18 protein-coding genes are annotated in these 13,863 nt (G+C 43.5%); 16 read left to right on the top strand and 2 right to left on the bottom strand.

Translation table 11 applies throughout. From position 1 onward, the window contains the following. Positions 1 to 3 precede the first annotated feature (3 nt). The 9 genes from EDM59_RS01505 (at position 4) to EDM59_RS01460 (ending at position 6,481) form a co-directional block, all read left to right on the top strand. On the top strand, positions 4 to 1,467 hold the full coding sequence (locus EDM59_RS01505; protein WP_122922016.1) for a hypothetical protein: 1,464 nt from the start codon (positions 4 to 6) through the stop codon (positions 1,465 to 1,467). Positions 1,468 to 1,478: 11 nt separating this feature from the next. Then, positions 1,479 to 1,814 carry a hypothetical protein gene (locus EDM59_RS01500; RefSeq protein WP_122922015.1) on the top strand — a complete coding sequence of 112 codons (336 nt, stop codon included), beginning with the start codon at positions 1,479 to 1,481 and terminating at the stop codon, positions 1,812 to 1,814. Between the two features lie 29 nt (positions 1,815 to 1,843). Further along, on the top strand, positions 1,844 to 2,065 hold the full coding sequence (locus EDM59_RS01495; protein WP_122922014.1) for a hypothetical protein: 222 nt from the start codon (positions 1,844 to 1,846) through the stop codon (positions 2,063 to 2,065). Between the two features lie 70 nt (positions 2,066 to 2,135). Further along, positions 2,136 to 3,242 (top strand): siphovirus ReqiPepy6 Gp37-like family protein, encoded by a 1,107-nt coding sequence (locus EDM59_RS01490; protein ID WP_122922013.1) that lies wholly within the window; start codon positions 2,136 to 2,138, stop codon positions 3,240 to 3,242. 70 nt (positions 3,243 to 3,312) lie between these two features. Further along, complete coding sequence (locus EDM59_RS01485; RefSeq protein WP_122922012.1) at positions 3,313 to 3,768, top strand: phage holin family protein; 456 nt, start codon at positions 3,313 to 3,315, stop codon at positions 3,766 to 3,768. Beyond that, the gene (locus EDM59_RS01480; RefSeq protein WP_246010855.1) at positions 3,755 to 4,576 is read left to right on the top strand and encodes a DUF1906 domain-containing protein; all 822 of its coding nucleotides are present in this window, start codon (positions 3,755 to 3,757) and stop codon (positions 4,574 to 4,576) included. Before EDM59_RS01485 ends, EDM59_RS01480 begins: the two co-directional genes overlap by 14 nt. A 184-nt stretch (positions 4,577 to 4,760) precedes the next feature. Then, positions 4,761 to 5,129, top strand: coding sequence for a helix-turn-helix domain-containing protein (locus EDM59_RS01470; RefSeq protein WP_122922011.1), 369 nt, complete (start codon positions 4,761 to 4,763; stop codon positions 5,127 to 5,129). Continuing rightward, positions 5,126 to 5,638, top strand: coding sequence for an ImmA/IrrE family metallo-endopeptidase (locus EDM59_RS01465; protein ID WP_122922010.1), 513 nt, complete (start codon positions 5,126 to 5,128; stop codon positions 5,636 to 5,638). The genes EDM59_RS01470 and EDM59_RS01465 overlap by 4 nt, the downstream gene beginning before the upstream one ends. 426 nt (positions 5,639 to 6,064) lie before the next feature. Continuing rightward, on the top strand, positions 6,065 to 6,481 hold the full coding sequence (locus tag EDM59_RS01460; RefSeq protein WP_122922009.1) for a hypothetical protein: 417 nt from the start codon (positions 6,065 to 6,067) through the stop codon (positions 6,479 to 6,481). 58 nt (positions 6,482 to 6,539) lie between these two features. Here EDM59_RS01460 and EDM59_RS31335 read toward each other — a convergent pair whose 3' ends face one another. Continuing rightward, positions 6,540 to 6,743, bottom strand: coding sequence for a hypothetical protein (locus tag EDM59_RS31335; RefSeq protein WP_122922008.1), 204 nt, complete (start codon positions 6,741 to 6,743; stop codon positions 6,540 to 6,542). Between EDM59_RS31335 and EDM59_RS31665 the strand changes: the two genes are divergently transcribed. The 5 genes from EDM59_RS31665 (at position 6,685) to EDM59_RS30860 (ending at position 8,690) form a co-directional block, all read left to right on the top strand. Continuing rightward, positions 6,685 to 7,086, top strand: coding sequence for a WYL domain-containing protein (locus EDM59_RS31665; protein ID WP_342769164.1), 402 nt, complete (start codon positions 6,685 to 6,687; stop codon positions 7,084 to 7,086). The two genes, EDM59_RS31335 and EDM59_RS31665, sit on opposite strands and share 59 nt — an antisense overlap. Before the next feature lie 150 nt (positions 7,087 to 7,236). Then, positions 7,237 to 7,644 carry a YolD-like family protein gene (locus tag EDM59_RS01440; RefSeq protein ID WP_342769163.1) on the top strand — a complete coding sequence of 136 codons (408 nt, stop codon included), beginning with the start codon at positions 7,237 to 7,239 and terminating at the stop codon, positions 7,642 to 7,644. Between the two features lie 12 nt (positions 7,645 to 7,656). Beyond that, positions 7,657 to 7,902, top strand: coding sequence for a YolD-like family protein (locus EDM59_RS01435; RefSeq protein WP_122922004.1), 246 nt, complete (start codon positions 7,657 to 7,659; stop codon positions 7,900 to 7,902). A 40-nt stretch (positions 7,903 to 7,942) separates the two neighbouring features. Beyond that, complete coding sequence (locus EDM59_RS01430; RefSeq protein WP_122922003.1) at positions 7,943 to 8,275, top strand: hypothetical protein; 333 nt, start codon at positions 7,943 to 7,945, stop codon at positions 8,273 to 8,275. 241 nt (positions 8,276 to 8,516) lie between these two features. Continuing rightward, positions 8,517 to 8,690 carry a hypothetical protein gene (locus tag EDM59_RS30860; protein ID WP_183192761.1) on the top strand — a complete coding sequence of 58 codons (174 nt, stop codon included), beginning with the start codon at positions 8,517 to 8,519 and terminating at the stop codon, positions 8,688 to 8,690. 634 nt (positions 8,691 to 9,324) lie between these two features. Here the strand turns inward: EDM59_RS30860 and EDM59_RS01425 are convergent. Continuing rightward, entirely contained in the window at positions 9,325 to 10,041 is a 717-nt protein-coding gene (locus tag EDM59_RS01425; RefSeq protein ID WP_122922002.1) for a 3-ketoacyl-ACP reductase, read from the bottom strand. A gap of 466 nt (positions 10,042 to 10,507) precedes the next feature. Here EDM59_RS01425 and EDM59_RS01420 point away from each other — a divergent pair, with 466 nt between their 5' ends. Then, the gene (locus tag EDM59_RS01420) at positions 10,508 to 12,415 is read left to right on the top strand and encodes a hypothetical protein (RefSeq protein ID WP_122922001.1); all 1,908 of its coding nucleotides are present in this window, start codon (positions 10,508 to 10,510) and stop codon (positions 12,413 to 12,415) included. 958 nt (positions 12,416 to 13,373) lie between these two features. Further along, positions 13,374 to 13,820 (top strand): hypothetical protein, encoded by a 447-nt coding sequence (locus EDM59_RS01405; RefSeq protein WP_122921998.1) that lies wholly within the window; start codon positions 13,374 to 13,376, stop codon positions 13,818 to 13,820. Positions 13,821 to 13,863: the final 43 nt, after the last annotated feature.

Raw genomic sequence — 13,863 nt, 5'->3', positions numbered from 1 at the left:
GTCATGGATATGTCGTACCAGGCAGACAGCGCGATCCAGACACAGAAGGTCGTGCAGCTGAAGCCGAACGGAAAGATCGCAAACCTTCCGTTTGATAGCAATTTGAACAATCCGAAGGACGTAGGAGTCATCGCGTCTGTCAGGATGGTGAATATTGAAGCGACGAAGGTATTGAAACTGACAGATACGCTGTATCTGCAAAGCTATGTCAACTACGACGAAGCCAATACGCCAGTACGATTCATTCTGTGGGAGAAGCAGCCGGACGGAACTTATTTGAAGAAAACAGATGTAGCTTCGACTTGGTACTATAATTGGAACATCACTTTCCATAAGATTTCTGCTTCGAAAGTTTTGGTCTTCCTGAATGAAAAAAGCACAAGTGCCCTGTTGATGGGTGTCGTCACGATCAATGGGTATGCAGTGACTTGCAGTGCCAAACAGAACGCATCGCTGATCACTGTGTTCGAAAAAATGGCGAAGTTGAAGGAAACGGAAGACAAAATTTACTTCGCTGGAGTGTGCAGGGGCGGCACGACACTTCGCCTGTTCACGGTGACTTACGACAAGAACTCCGACGTTTTAGATTCTGCGGTCGCATCCAATATCGCCGGAAGCCCTGGACGGGCTGGTGCTATTCGGGTGATCGATGAAGGGAAAGTTGCCGTCTGGGGAATATACCAGCCGACTAGCACCCATAACTATCCAGTGGTTGGATACGCAAACATCACATACGACGAGAGTGGCGCCGTCACAATTGCATTCATGACTCCACTGAACAGCGCTGGATCAATTTACAACGTGAACTATAACTATCAATGGGATTCAGCTGTATTCTGGGACGATTACCTTCACGTCGATGTATGGGAGAACAACAGCGGTACACATAAATATTATTTCGATGTGTACAAACTAACTGATCCAGCCACAAACAAAATCGACTATTTGGGCAGGTTCACGCAGCCAGCACCAGCTGGACGGAAAGCGGTTCTTTACTTCAAGGACCGTCATGAAAAATGGGCGTACATGCTGTCGAACGAATCAAGTCCGAATGAATGCAGGATTGACATATCTGTGAAAAATGTCTATCCAGATTCAACAAACATCATTCCTTCGCCTTACAAATTCCAACGGACACTCAAGATTGGTTTGGGGCAACAGTTATCTTACGTATCTTTGATCCAGACGGAAGAGAACGAAATATTTCTGGCGTATTCTAGTGGATCGCCATACACGTCCTATTTGAAGCAGCTGGACGTCGACGCTTTCAAGAATATGCCGATTGGCGTGGCTAGATCACAGAGTCTGGTCACGTTAGACGGGGCTTGCGGCGGCTTTTCTGGATTGGAAGTAGGAAGGCGGTATTATTACGACGAGAACGGCGACATCAGTATAGATGTACAAGGGACGCTGGTAGGGACGGCGATCACGCCGACAACAATCTTCATGGAAAAGACTTTGTTCTAGGGGGTGAGAGAATGAAAGTAGTTGTTCAAAACGGCGTGGTGGTGGCGATCACAGAAATCGCAGAGATCGTGTCCGGCGGTATCTACATTGGGAATAACACGATTTTCGGAGATCCCAACGCGAAGATCTATGAGATAGCTGACATCCCTCCACAAGTAAAACCGATGGAGTATCTGTACAGCGATGAGGAAGGGTTTATTTTAAACCCTGACTACGTCCCGCCTACTACCGTAGAAGAACAGATGAAAAGTGTGCGGGAAGAAATAGCGAATCTTCAACGCATTGTGAAACGGATGAACGATGATCAGCTTGCTTTCATGGAGGACATACTCTCCATGTTGCAATAAACAATTCAAAATCAAAGGAGTGTTCCACGATGGCACAAACATTCAAACCGTATATGGTCAGCTTCTATTCCAACGCAGTTTATCTCAACGGCTCCCGGCAGCTACCGGAACTGGATCCGGTCTACCAGCAACCCGTTATGCAGTTTGCCGCAGACAATTACACGGAAAGCTTGATCGATAACTCGCTCATGCAGGGCTGGATCACACAGGAAGAGTACAACGCCACAATGGAAAAGCGCACGAACGTATAACGCAGCAAGGTAGCGTTATTTTTTTATGCCTCGGGAGGGCGGTGGCCCTCCTAGAAAGGAGTGAGCAGCCTTGAATCCGATCCGAATTCTGTCGCCTGACCTTACCATCTTGGGGGAAATAGATGACTACGAATCTTTGATGTTTATTCGCCGGTGGCACCGACCAGGAGAGTTTGAGATCCACATCAACCGGCATAAACGGAATGTAGATTCTCTCCAAAAAGATAACCTGGTAATCCTCGGGCGCGGAGCACAAAACATTGGCGTGATCAAGCATCGAGAAATCACGCTCGATGAAAGCGGAAAGCAAGGGGAGGTCTGGAAGATCGTCGGGCAGTCATTGGGAGAGGTCTTGGCACGCAGAATCACTTTTCCTCCGGTTGGACAGGCTTACGACTCAATCCGAGCGCCAGCTGAGACAGTCATGAAGCATTATGTGCTTGAGAACGCGATCGCTCCCGAAGATCCTAAACGGTCAATTGAGCAGATGGTAAATGAGACAGACCAGGCTCGGGGCAGCGTGATATCTTGGCAAACCAGGTACGCACCTCTCACTGAAGAGCTGGAGAAGCTGTCACTCGCCAGCGGCCTTGGCTGGGGTGTCGTCCTGGACTTATCCCTACGGAAGTACGTTTTTGAAGTATACGAGGGCAGAGACCTCACGGTTGGTCAATTCGTAAACCCACCGGTGATTTTCAGCCCAGAATTTGAATCGATTAAAACGCAGCACTTTGTTGATAGTGAAGTCAATTACCGGAATGTCGCTATAGTTGCGGGGCAGGGCGAGGGTGAGCTGCGCGACATCGTGGAGGTGGGGGAAGCGTCCGGGCTAGATCGAAAAGAGGTATTCATCGACGCCAGGGATTTACCGGAAACAGATTCGCTCTACGATCGCGGGCAGCAGAAGCTTGATGAAATGCAAGCCGATTTGCTCCTGGAAGGCCAGATCATGACGACAGGGCCGTTCAGATATGGTGAGGACTACGACCTGGGGGACATTGTGACGATCCGAAATAAAGACTGGGGAGTCACTTTGGATGGCCGGATCACGGAGGTCAAAGAAGTATATGAGCCTAGCGGTTTTGCACTGGAAGCCACATTCGGTAGCTCTTTCCCTACATTGATATCCCGGGTAAAACAGGAACTAAGCCAGATCAGCGCGGAGATCCGCAGATGACATAAGAATGACAGCCCGCCTCGAACCGATCGGGGCTTTACTTATGCCTTGGGGCAAGGGGGACAAATAGATGAGCATAAAAGAGACGATTATCACGGCAGCGATCGGCGCGAATGGCAAAGAGGCAACGGTTGGAGGAATGGTTGCCATTGTGGGTTCTGCAATGAGCGTATTCCTCGGAGGTTGGGACATCACGTTAAAGCTGCTGATTTACGCTATGATCGCTGACTATGCGACCGGCTTGTTGGGAGCAGTCAAACAGAAAAAGGTCAATTCAGAGGTAATGTTCTGGGGCGGTGTGCGAAAAGGTGTGATCCTGCTTGTTATCGGGTTAGCAGTAATGCTGGATCAGCTCATGGGTAACGACTCACCAGTGTTCCGCACGCTGGCGCTTTACTTCTATATTGGCCGGGAGGGTATTTCCATCCTGGAGAATTTCGGACATATCGGTGTAGCATACCCGGCATTTTTCAAACAAATAATGGAGCAGTTGAACGAGAGGGGGAACCAAAGTGGAAAATTGTAAGGGAATCGATTGTGCGATACCATTGACGGTAGTTAAGGCGAAAGCGATCGCGGAGGCAGGCATGAAATTTGTCTGCCGTTATCTTGTTCCAGCCCAGTACGCGTGGAAGCGGCTGACTAGGGCAGAAGCAGAGCTGATCTCAGCTGCAGGCATGAAAGTTGTCTCTGTCTTTCAACGGGGTAATAACGATGCTGCTGGCGGGGCAACAAACGGCACGCGAGATGGCATAGCAGCACTACAGGAAGCTAAGTCGATCGGCCAGCCGGAAGGGACGGCTATCTACTTTGCCGTAGACTATGACGCGCAGCCCGCCGATTACAATGCAATTGAGGCATACCTGCGAGCTGCAGCGAAAGAACTGCCTGGATATCTGATCGGGGTATATGGATCCTATGCCGTGGTCGATGAAATGGCAAAACGAGGGGCGTGCTCAAACTTTTGGCAGACCTATGCCTGGAGCAAAGGACGGTTGTCGCTTGCTGCGAATCTACATCAGTACAAGAACGGTCAAACGTTGGCGGGGCATACGGTTGATTTAAATGACGGGCTTGGAGACGAGGGATGGTGGGACACCCATCAACAGAAAGGGGATAACCCTGTGAATAACAGTCAGGCTACGCCTTTGACGCTGGAGGATTGGGAACGTGAAGCAGGATTGAAGGCAATCGACAGTCTTGCATGCAAAGGACTACTGAATGAACCGGATAAATGGAAACTTATATTGAAAGAAGATCCAGCAGGCGTATTGAGCGAGTTGCCCTGGCTCATGTTTACGATGCTGGATCGGGTGACAGAAAAAATAAAATAGTAAGGGAAAAGCTCCCTGGAGAAATCCGGGGGAGCTATTTAACAATCAAAATCACAGAGTTAACTATAGAATTGAAACGATTTCACGTAAATAAAACAAAATCAACAAAAAATGTTGATTATATTCGCAGAATGATATATTATGAATTTAATAAATCAACTGAATAGAAGGGAGGAACGAACCAATGTTAACTTCATTTGGAAAATTTTGCAGGAAGCTCAGAATTGACAATGAAGAGCTATTAAAAGATATGGCTAGCAAATTGGGAGTGACTTCTTCATATTTATCGGCAGTAGAAAATGGGAAAAGAAATGTTCCTCAAGAGTGGCTACAAGTGATTTCTGAGATATACGATCTCAGTGAGCAGCAGTTCTCAGAACTTCAAAAGGGCATAGAAGAATCCCAAACAGTCATTAAATTTGATTTGAAGGATTTTTCGAACGAAAAAAAAGATATTTTAGTTGCGTTTGCTAGGGAGCATAAGCGGTTAGAATCAAATGACTTGGAGAAAATTTTAAAGATTCTTCAAGGCAATAATGGGGTGAGTGAATGAGCGGTGTTTATGCTGCTACCCCTTATTCCAGGCATAAAATTAGAGAATTAACGAGCATCATAAGAGCGGCTTTTGGATTAACGGATGTAAAACACTTTCCAATAGTCCATTTACTTGAAATAGGATTGCCCCAGGTCTTTGAAGAATTTACTTTGGAGATTGTGGATAATCGTGAACTTCCTAATCAGTATGCAGTGGCTTACCCAGCAAAGAACCTTATTATGGTTAGAGAGGGAGTCTATGAAGGGGCAATCTCTGGTGTTGCTAGAGATCGCTTTACCATAGCACATGAGATCGGACATTTCATGTTGCATCAGCCAGTAAATATTTCGCTTGCGAGAAGTGAAAAAGCGATACCGCCCTATATGAATCCTGAGTGGCAGGCAAATACATTTGCGGGTGAATTACTAGCCCCACCTCACATTATTAGGGGGCTATCGAACGCGGAAGTAACTCTTCTGTGCGGAGTTTCAAAGAAGGTTGCTGAGATACAATTACAAAATTTATAGACGAAAGGTGATTGCTATGGGCAAAAAAAATTGCCATTGCTCTTGTAGAGAGCCAACGGCAGTGTAGAAAAACCTCACTGTTACCAGTGAGCCGCACTACAATAACGTACATACATAAATCGCAACGTAATTGTAGCATAAGCTGGTGCTCTCTTCAAGGGAAAGTCAACTTGAAGGGATGATGTATATATGGAAAATAAAGGTAAGTTGAAGTGGTCGGAGTTTCATCAATCATGGGGGATCTTTCGTGCTTGGCGAAAACATCCGAAATCTCAACAAATTATGTGGGCAAGCGCATATGGAAAGAAAGCGTGGTTTATACCACTAGCAGAATTAGAGAACGAATAAAATCTAAGCATAGACAAGACAAAATGGGAATCCGTGCGGCTCGGGTTTCCATCTATAATAAAAATGGAAGGTGATAAAATGGGGTTTCTAGAAACATTCCAACATCGAGTTGGACTGACAACATTTGCATTGGTTTCGCTCATTGTTGGCGCAATTACCCAGTTTTATTATCAAGTCGTAAAAGCACCCACATTGACATCGTTCATTAACACGATTATTGAAAGCACAAATAATGATGAGTTACTGCTAACATGGGTACTAAATTTGTTCTCAGGTGCATTTCTTGGCTTAGCAGGCTTCTTATGGGCTAAAGAGGCTATAACCGGAGATTTCTACTACGATAGCTCAGAAGTCGCATCTCGAATTACATGTGCTATAGTTGGATTGCTTTGTTTTGTATATGCTACTGTGTTTATCGGATATGTATTTACTGCTTTGCTTGGGATCGTTATTGCTAGTGTGATTGGTTTTATTTTGATTAATAGTAAAAAATAGCCTTAAATAAGTACAGCGATACCCTTCTTCTGGTTTTACTGCGAGGGTATCGCTGTACTTATTTAAACAGTTTCTTTATTAATGCGAACACATCAAAGGTGGTTCGTTGATAGACTTTGTTGTATGCGTACTTCTTCGGATTCCTTAACCAGCCCCAGCCACGGGGCATTTTTAGTTTAGTGCGGTGCACGATCTGACGTTTTATGCTGGTTCTGGCTGAGATTCTCTTTTTAAGACTGGGCTTCCTCATCCCAAATTTCATCAGTGCTCGCCGCTTTCTCTTTTCCACATTGTACCATCCATCGTGTTTATACAGAATAAGTATTTGCGTGTTCGTATATTGTTCGCATATAATACAGAACAAACGTTCTTGTTTGGAGGCGAACAATGTGGTAAAGGAACTACAACGCGCCATTGACCATCAACAACACATTCAGATCATCTATTTGGGCCGAGAAGGCCAGACAACAATGCGAACCTTACGACCGATGGAGGTTACGGGGGATCGTCTGAAAGCTTATTGCCTCACACGTAAGGCACCGAGGGTCTTTGTCATCGATAATATTCTCGCTGTTGCGCCGGCGGTGAGCAGCCGTGCTGTCTGATATCGAGAGAAAAGTTCTGCGGGTGATCGCCAACTACTCAGCTGGAAGGCGTAGGACGCCAACTGTGGACGAATTGTGCATCAAGACTGGGCGCAACAGAGGCGGTATTATGGCAGTGCTGGAAGTATTAGCGCGAGAGGAATATATCGAATGGCAGCGATCCGCGCCGGACAACATGACGGTGCTGGAAGCCTGGGAACGAAAGGGGCCGGTATCATGGTAAGAAAATTAGACAATATGTTTGCGGCAAGTCGATTTGTGCTACCAGAGCAACGTGAGCTGTACCTACAGTTGAAGGAAGATGAGAAGCTGGTTTCTATGCCTACGATCGAACAGGACGAATTTGAATCGTTCGAATACATCCTTAGGGATGCTCAGCAGGCGAATTACGCTGTAACGATTACCTGGTGGCGACACAAAAAGAACAATTTGGGAACCACCTGTATGATGTGGGGAAAAGTAGAGTGGATCAATTCTAATAATAGAAGAGTTAAGTTGCTCACTGACGAAGATGTCCAATGGATTCTAATGGATACTATCATAGCTGTAAAAGGTTAGGAGGTAAATTTGATGGCAAAGGCATCTACGCCAAAACGTCCGACTCGAGATGAATTCGAATTAGAGGACTTAGGCAATCAGCTCGTGGAAGCAAAGGAAGATGGAGACGAAAGGGCTTTAACGGTTTGGGGAGAAGCTGAGAAGGTCCGTGGACGGATCACAGTACTTGACTCAAGAACAAGGTTAGTCCATGTTGAAGATAATGGGCATATCAGGAAAATTCCGTTCTTAGACATTATGAAGGTTAGTTATTCTTAAAATGAAGGACTTGGTTATTCCGGTGAGAGGATGATGAACGGTGGAAAAAACAGAGCTCGTAACAAGGGTAGAGTACCTTTCAGACGTGGTACAGGAAAACGTGATTCGAATAGCAGAAGATGCTTACTCCTCGATAAAAATAGACAATCTGTTTAGATACTTAGATGAAGAGAATAACGTAATGTACTGTGCTTCCGGAAGTGATGAGGACTTCTGCGTTTCGGTAAGCGATTATAGACCAGAACTAAACGTTAGCGCTTTGGGACTTCTTATAAATCGCTTTGGCGAACCACATTCACTCAATGTGAAGGAGAGCTCACTAGATCCGGGATTACATATTTTTTATATAACATGGAAGAGAGTCATCCATTAGAAGCGAATTCGCTGCAAATTAGTATTAAATATATTTAGCGTTGTTTGTTAATAATGATTAAGACAACGAGACAAAACATGTCCCCTCCCTCGCTATTTCTGGGGGATTTTTTTATGGAAAAATGCCTAGCTACATTTATGCGAGGTGATTGGGTACCTGAGTCTGTAGCAAGTACGTACAGATCAAATGGATATAAATGATGATCCTGATAAATAATACTAAAAAAATCAGTGGAGGTATTATGAAGGAAACTGCAGACTCACCAGTTAGTGTCACTTCCGCCCCTAATGAAGTCCAATTGAGTAGTAAAGAAAAAACTAGCGGACAGATTTTGAGCCAGGTGCTGGAGAGTAAATTTGTGAAAGCTGAAGAATCATTAAAGAAAGAGGATAAATACCTATTAGAAGGAGAGTAATTAATGTGGAAACCCGTCCCTGATATAAGGTGACGGGTTTCCACATTAGTACCTATCTAAATAATCCGATGTGTATATGAATCTCTTCCCTACACCGATCATATACCTCTGCAGATTCTTACGGATGTTCGGATCAGCGAGTGCCTAGCTCCATGACAAATGCCTGCTAAATTCCGATTTCGTTTTGCACTTGCTCTGCCGTAGAAAATCCCTTTTGAAAGTCCAGATTTTCAGCGATTTGGAACCTTACAAGGCAGGCTTAAACTACTATAAATTAATTTTTATTCGCAAAAACAACCCATTCAAGGGTGGCTTTCATAGTTTTGAGTCCGAGAACATGCATTATGTTAAGTCTTTGAAAACCATAAATTCATTGTAAACACTCAAATAATTGCTGCATGGCGACACAAAAATTTTATTATAACGTCATTTAGTCTATTCATATGAAATCTTTTTGGAACTTGTGTTTTATTGAACTATCGAACCCGATAGTTCAAGAGAAAGTGATATCTCATGATAGCTTAGTTTAACCTTTTTAGTTGGTTGCACCCCTATTAGAGCATTTTTATTCTATAAAAAGGAAGACGCCATCCAAAATACATAGGATAGCGTCATGATGTTTCTAATATTTTTATTAAGGGTTGGTTGACCAAAGTCCGGCATGTTTTAATAAAACACGTGGATGAAGTTTTAATCCTGCAACCATTAAGTCAGCTAAATCTTCTGCTTGCATCACTTTATCCGGATTACCGTCTGTTAAGTTGAGTTCAACAGCCATATCTGTTGCAACCGTACTTGGAGTTAACGTTGTAACACGAATATTTTGCTTACGCACTTCAAGCATTAATGACTCACTTAATCCGATAACTGCAGCTTTTGAAGCCGAGTATGCACTTGTAACTGGTGCACCTTTTTGACCAGCTGTTGACGAGATATTAATGATGTCACCTGTTTTTCGCTCTATCATTTCCGGTAATACCGCACGTGTTGTGTAGTACACGCCTTTTACATTGACATCGATAATATTTGTCCATTCTTCAGGCGTTAAGTCCATGAAGTTGCCGAATTTTGAAATGCCGGCATTATTTACTAAAATATCGATTGCACCCAATTCTCCACGAATTGATTCAACTGCTGTAGTGATAGAGTCTAAATCCGATACATTTGCCGCGGCAATTGCTACCTTCACATCATACTGTTTAAGTTCCTCTGCTACTTGTTGTATATTTTCAAGCGTACGTCCAACAAGACCTACGTGAATACCTTCTCGTGCAAAAGCTACTGCTGTTGCACGTCCAATTCCACGCCCTGCTCCTGTAATTAACGCCACTTTACCTTTGATTGTTTGCATGGTGTTCACTCCTTTATGAAATAGATTTTATTTAGCCGAAAGGCTTGATGGACCTGATTTTACCCAGTTCTCCATTTATCCCTTCCCCGATTTTATCACGGCTTTATTCGGTTTTTTGCACAATTATTATTATATCACGGGTTTATTGAGGGGTTACAACATCCCAACAAAACCAACTATTCGACTCGTTAGTGTAACAAAGCTGCCGATCATCATCGCGGCAGCTTTGTCGTGGTGTGTTTTTGTGTTATCGATCCCGTTAGTTCAACTTCATTTGTACTTTGAATGTGTGAGCATTAGGTGTGTGAAGAATCGTATAATTGTAGGAGTTTTATAAGAATGATAATTGGTAGTAAATTGCTGTCTTCAATCAATTGCTTGCAAAATACAATAAAATTTCCGTGTTTCTTCCTGATCATGTAGCGTATTTTTCAGTGTTTCCATAAGTGCTATTAACGCTAAGACTTTGGAGATCAAATTCGGAGCTCCATTTAACCCAGGTAATACTGGTACCGGCGCTTTGAATCCTGCTAACTACACAATTGATGGAAAACCACTTGGAGCTAACGGTGGAGCAGGTTATGACTTCTCTACAGTTACTTTGAAAAAGTCTGCTGATAACAAAACAGTAACAGTTAACTTCGGAGCTAACTTCTCTTTGACAAATGATACTTCCTACGCATTGGTAGTAAGTGGACTCAAAGGACAAGATTTGGTAACTGACGTACCTAAATATACTCAAGTACTGAACTTTGTTGACTCTGACAGACCAACAGTTACTGAAGTATCCTATGTTGACAATGTAACAGCTAAAGTTGCTTTTAGTGAGACATTGGCTTCTAAAGGAACTGTAACCATCTATGATGATAAAAATGAAGATGTAACAGCAAACTTTAGTGTCGGTAATCTGTCTGCTGATGGTAAGAGCTTTACTATTGGAATGACAAACCCAGCTGTGTTGAATGGTGTTAACTACAAAGTAGAAGTTATCGGTGCAAGTGATCTGGCTGGTAACCTGTTGAGCCCTAACCCATACACAACAACAATTAAAAAGTCTATTGTAGAGACAGTACCTCCAACTGTAACAGCTATTCAAGCAGTAGATAGCGACACAGTTAAGGTAACTTACTCTGAGAAAGTATCCAATCCAGGAAGCCTTGCAATCAACGCAACAGCAGCTTTCGCTATTGATACTGACGCTAAAACAGGAAACGCTACTGTTGACGCTTCTGGTTTGGTGTATACAGTAGATCTGGATGCTGCAAATGCGGCTGCAGTTGCTGCCGATGGAGTGTATACAGTAACTGTAACAAATATCATTGATACGAACGGTAATGTTCAAGCTACTCAGTCCAAAGCTGTTGCATTTACAGCTGATATCACTGGACCTGCTTTTACTGAAAGCAAAGTAGTTGACATTGCGGGTACTAAATATCTGGTGCTTTCGTTCAATGAATCTGCTGCAGTAGCTAGCTTCATCGATACCGCTGCTGACCTTGTAGGTACTGTTGTTGATGGAGATGGAGTAGAAGCGGCAGCTACTATTGACGCGTCAACTGCTGGTAAACTCACTGTTTACAATCCAGAAGGAAAATCCACAGTAAGTGCTGTGAAGATTGATCTGACTGGTGTAGCAAATGGAACTTACACAGTAGACATTCCAGCTGATCTTGTTCAAGACAGCTTGGGTAACGGTAACCTTGCAAAAGAAATTTCCTTTACCGTAGGCTCTACTACTGGGGATGGAACAAAGCCAACTGTTAACACAGTGAACTTCCAAACCGCTGATAATAACACTGTTGAAGTTATTTACAGCGAGGCTGTTGACAAAGCTACAGCCCTCGATGTAAACAATTACACTGTTGGTGGCGTAGCTGCTTTCGAAAAAGCAGTATTCAGCCCTGATAACACAACTGTTAAGTTGACACTCAAGGATGGTGCGGTTAAAACATCCGGAGATCAACTCTTCACCATCCAAAACGTAAAAGACTTGGCAGGAAACGTTATTAAAACTGCTAACTCCACAGTAAATGCAACTGAAAACGTAAAACCTGTTATCGCTAGCGCTGATTTGGTTGGTAAAAATACAATCAAAATCACATTTAGTGAAGCTGTAGTTGCTGCAAATGTGACTGCTGCTGACCTCGACGTATTGGTTGGATCTGTTAAAGAGGATGAGACTGGTGCATTTGCTGTTGCTCAAGTAGGCGTAGGTGCAAATGATAAAGAATTTACAATTACATTGGCAGATGACCTTTCTACAGCAGAATTGGCTAAAGAAATTAAAGTAAAAGCTGTTGTAGATGCTGGTAACGAAATCGTTGATGCTAATGGAAACAAAGTAGTATCGCACTCTGTTGTTGTTAACAAGTAATAAAAACCTTACTTCATAAGCTCAATCGAGCAAAAGAAGTAGAGAAAGGTCCTACCTCGAAAGAGGTGGGACTTTTCCTTTTGTCTGATCATCCTGCAATAAAGTTCCCCTTTCTTACACAGAAAAAAAGAGCCCTGTTTGGGCTCCTTTCCTCCATACTTCTGCAAGAACTCCGCCACAGCCTTATTCATGACATCCATCACTGTGTAACCCGTATTGTTCACGAATCCGGTCAGTCTTTCCTAGAGCTGTGCTTGAATCTGTACCGTTTTTGTCGCCACAGGTCCTCTATACCATATACAGTTCTTTCGACTGATCTGTCACCGTAAACTCTAGTTTGTCTAGTCACTGCAAAACCCTACTCGTTCTCACTTCAAAAAGCTAAAGACCCATGATTGATAGTTTAATTTACATGCTGTTCAAGAAGAGTCTGCTCTGGTTCACTCATAATACTCACTAAAGAATATAAAAACTGCAGTTAGTGACCCAAAGCAAAAAGACTACTGGACATTCCAGTAGCCTAATTTTTTCTGGATGTTTCTAACTCAGCCAAATTGCAAAAAGATAAATGCCCCCAAGAGCAAATGCTGCTCTAAAGAATCCACGTAGAAATCTTGGAACTAATCGTTCTACAATCACTAACACTACAATCATCAGAACGATCCAGATGCCAAGTTTAAGAGCCAACAGATGCAAGTCCCCTGTGTCAACTCGCAAGTCCAAGCCCATTTTTTCACCCTCCACACTGAGCATTCGACTTCAACATAACATTTCCTTCCTGAAAAACCGTAACAACTCAAAACTCAAACATATATTATTTTTGTGAACCTACACCTGAAAGGAGGTAGAAAGACCACTAGACTCCCACTCCTACGTTTCAAAAACAAATACATAAACGTATACATCTACGTTTCATAGACGTAGATGAAAACGAAACATCTGAGTAGGAGTGGACAAAATGAGAGAGGACATGAGAACGGTTTTTACTAGAGACGCCCCTACTGGAGGTAACCGGATTGGACAAGGGATAGGAGCACAAACTCCGGGTCCTGTAACGATTCCTTTCACGAGTAGCTCCCTATGGAGTGACGCGACAGTTTATTTGGCGCTGAAGGAAACAGGGAAACAGGAGAGCCCGCGAGTTGCAGTTCCCGTATTGTCCCTATCGCCGACGTCTACGCTGAATCTGATCCAGATTTCTTGGAGTAACGCTCTTGATTTTTCGGATATCAAGATTTACTTGAATGATGTCTTGAAGGCCGAGACAGGAAATATCAACTACTATGATTTCAATGGTTTAGCTCAAGGAACATCCTACTCGATCAGAGTGGAGCTAAGAGATCCGGATGCGGAAGGGCCGCAAATCGTCATTCGAGCCATTGTACCGACGCAAAATGAGCTGTAGGATGATAGAAATTGCGTGTCCAAACAGGAAGTGAATAATTTAA

The organism is Brevibacillus nitrificans (assembly GCF_003710965.1).
GTDB classification, from domain to species: Bacteria; Bacillota; Bacilli; order Brevibacillales; family Brevibacillaceae; genus Brevibacillus; species Brevibacillus centrosporus.
The sequence above is the reverse complement of the archived record's forward strand: the minus strand, read 5'-3'. Positions and strand labels throughout refer to the sequence as shown.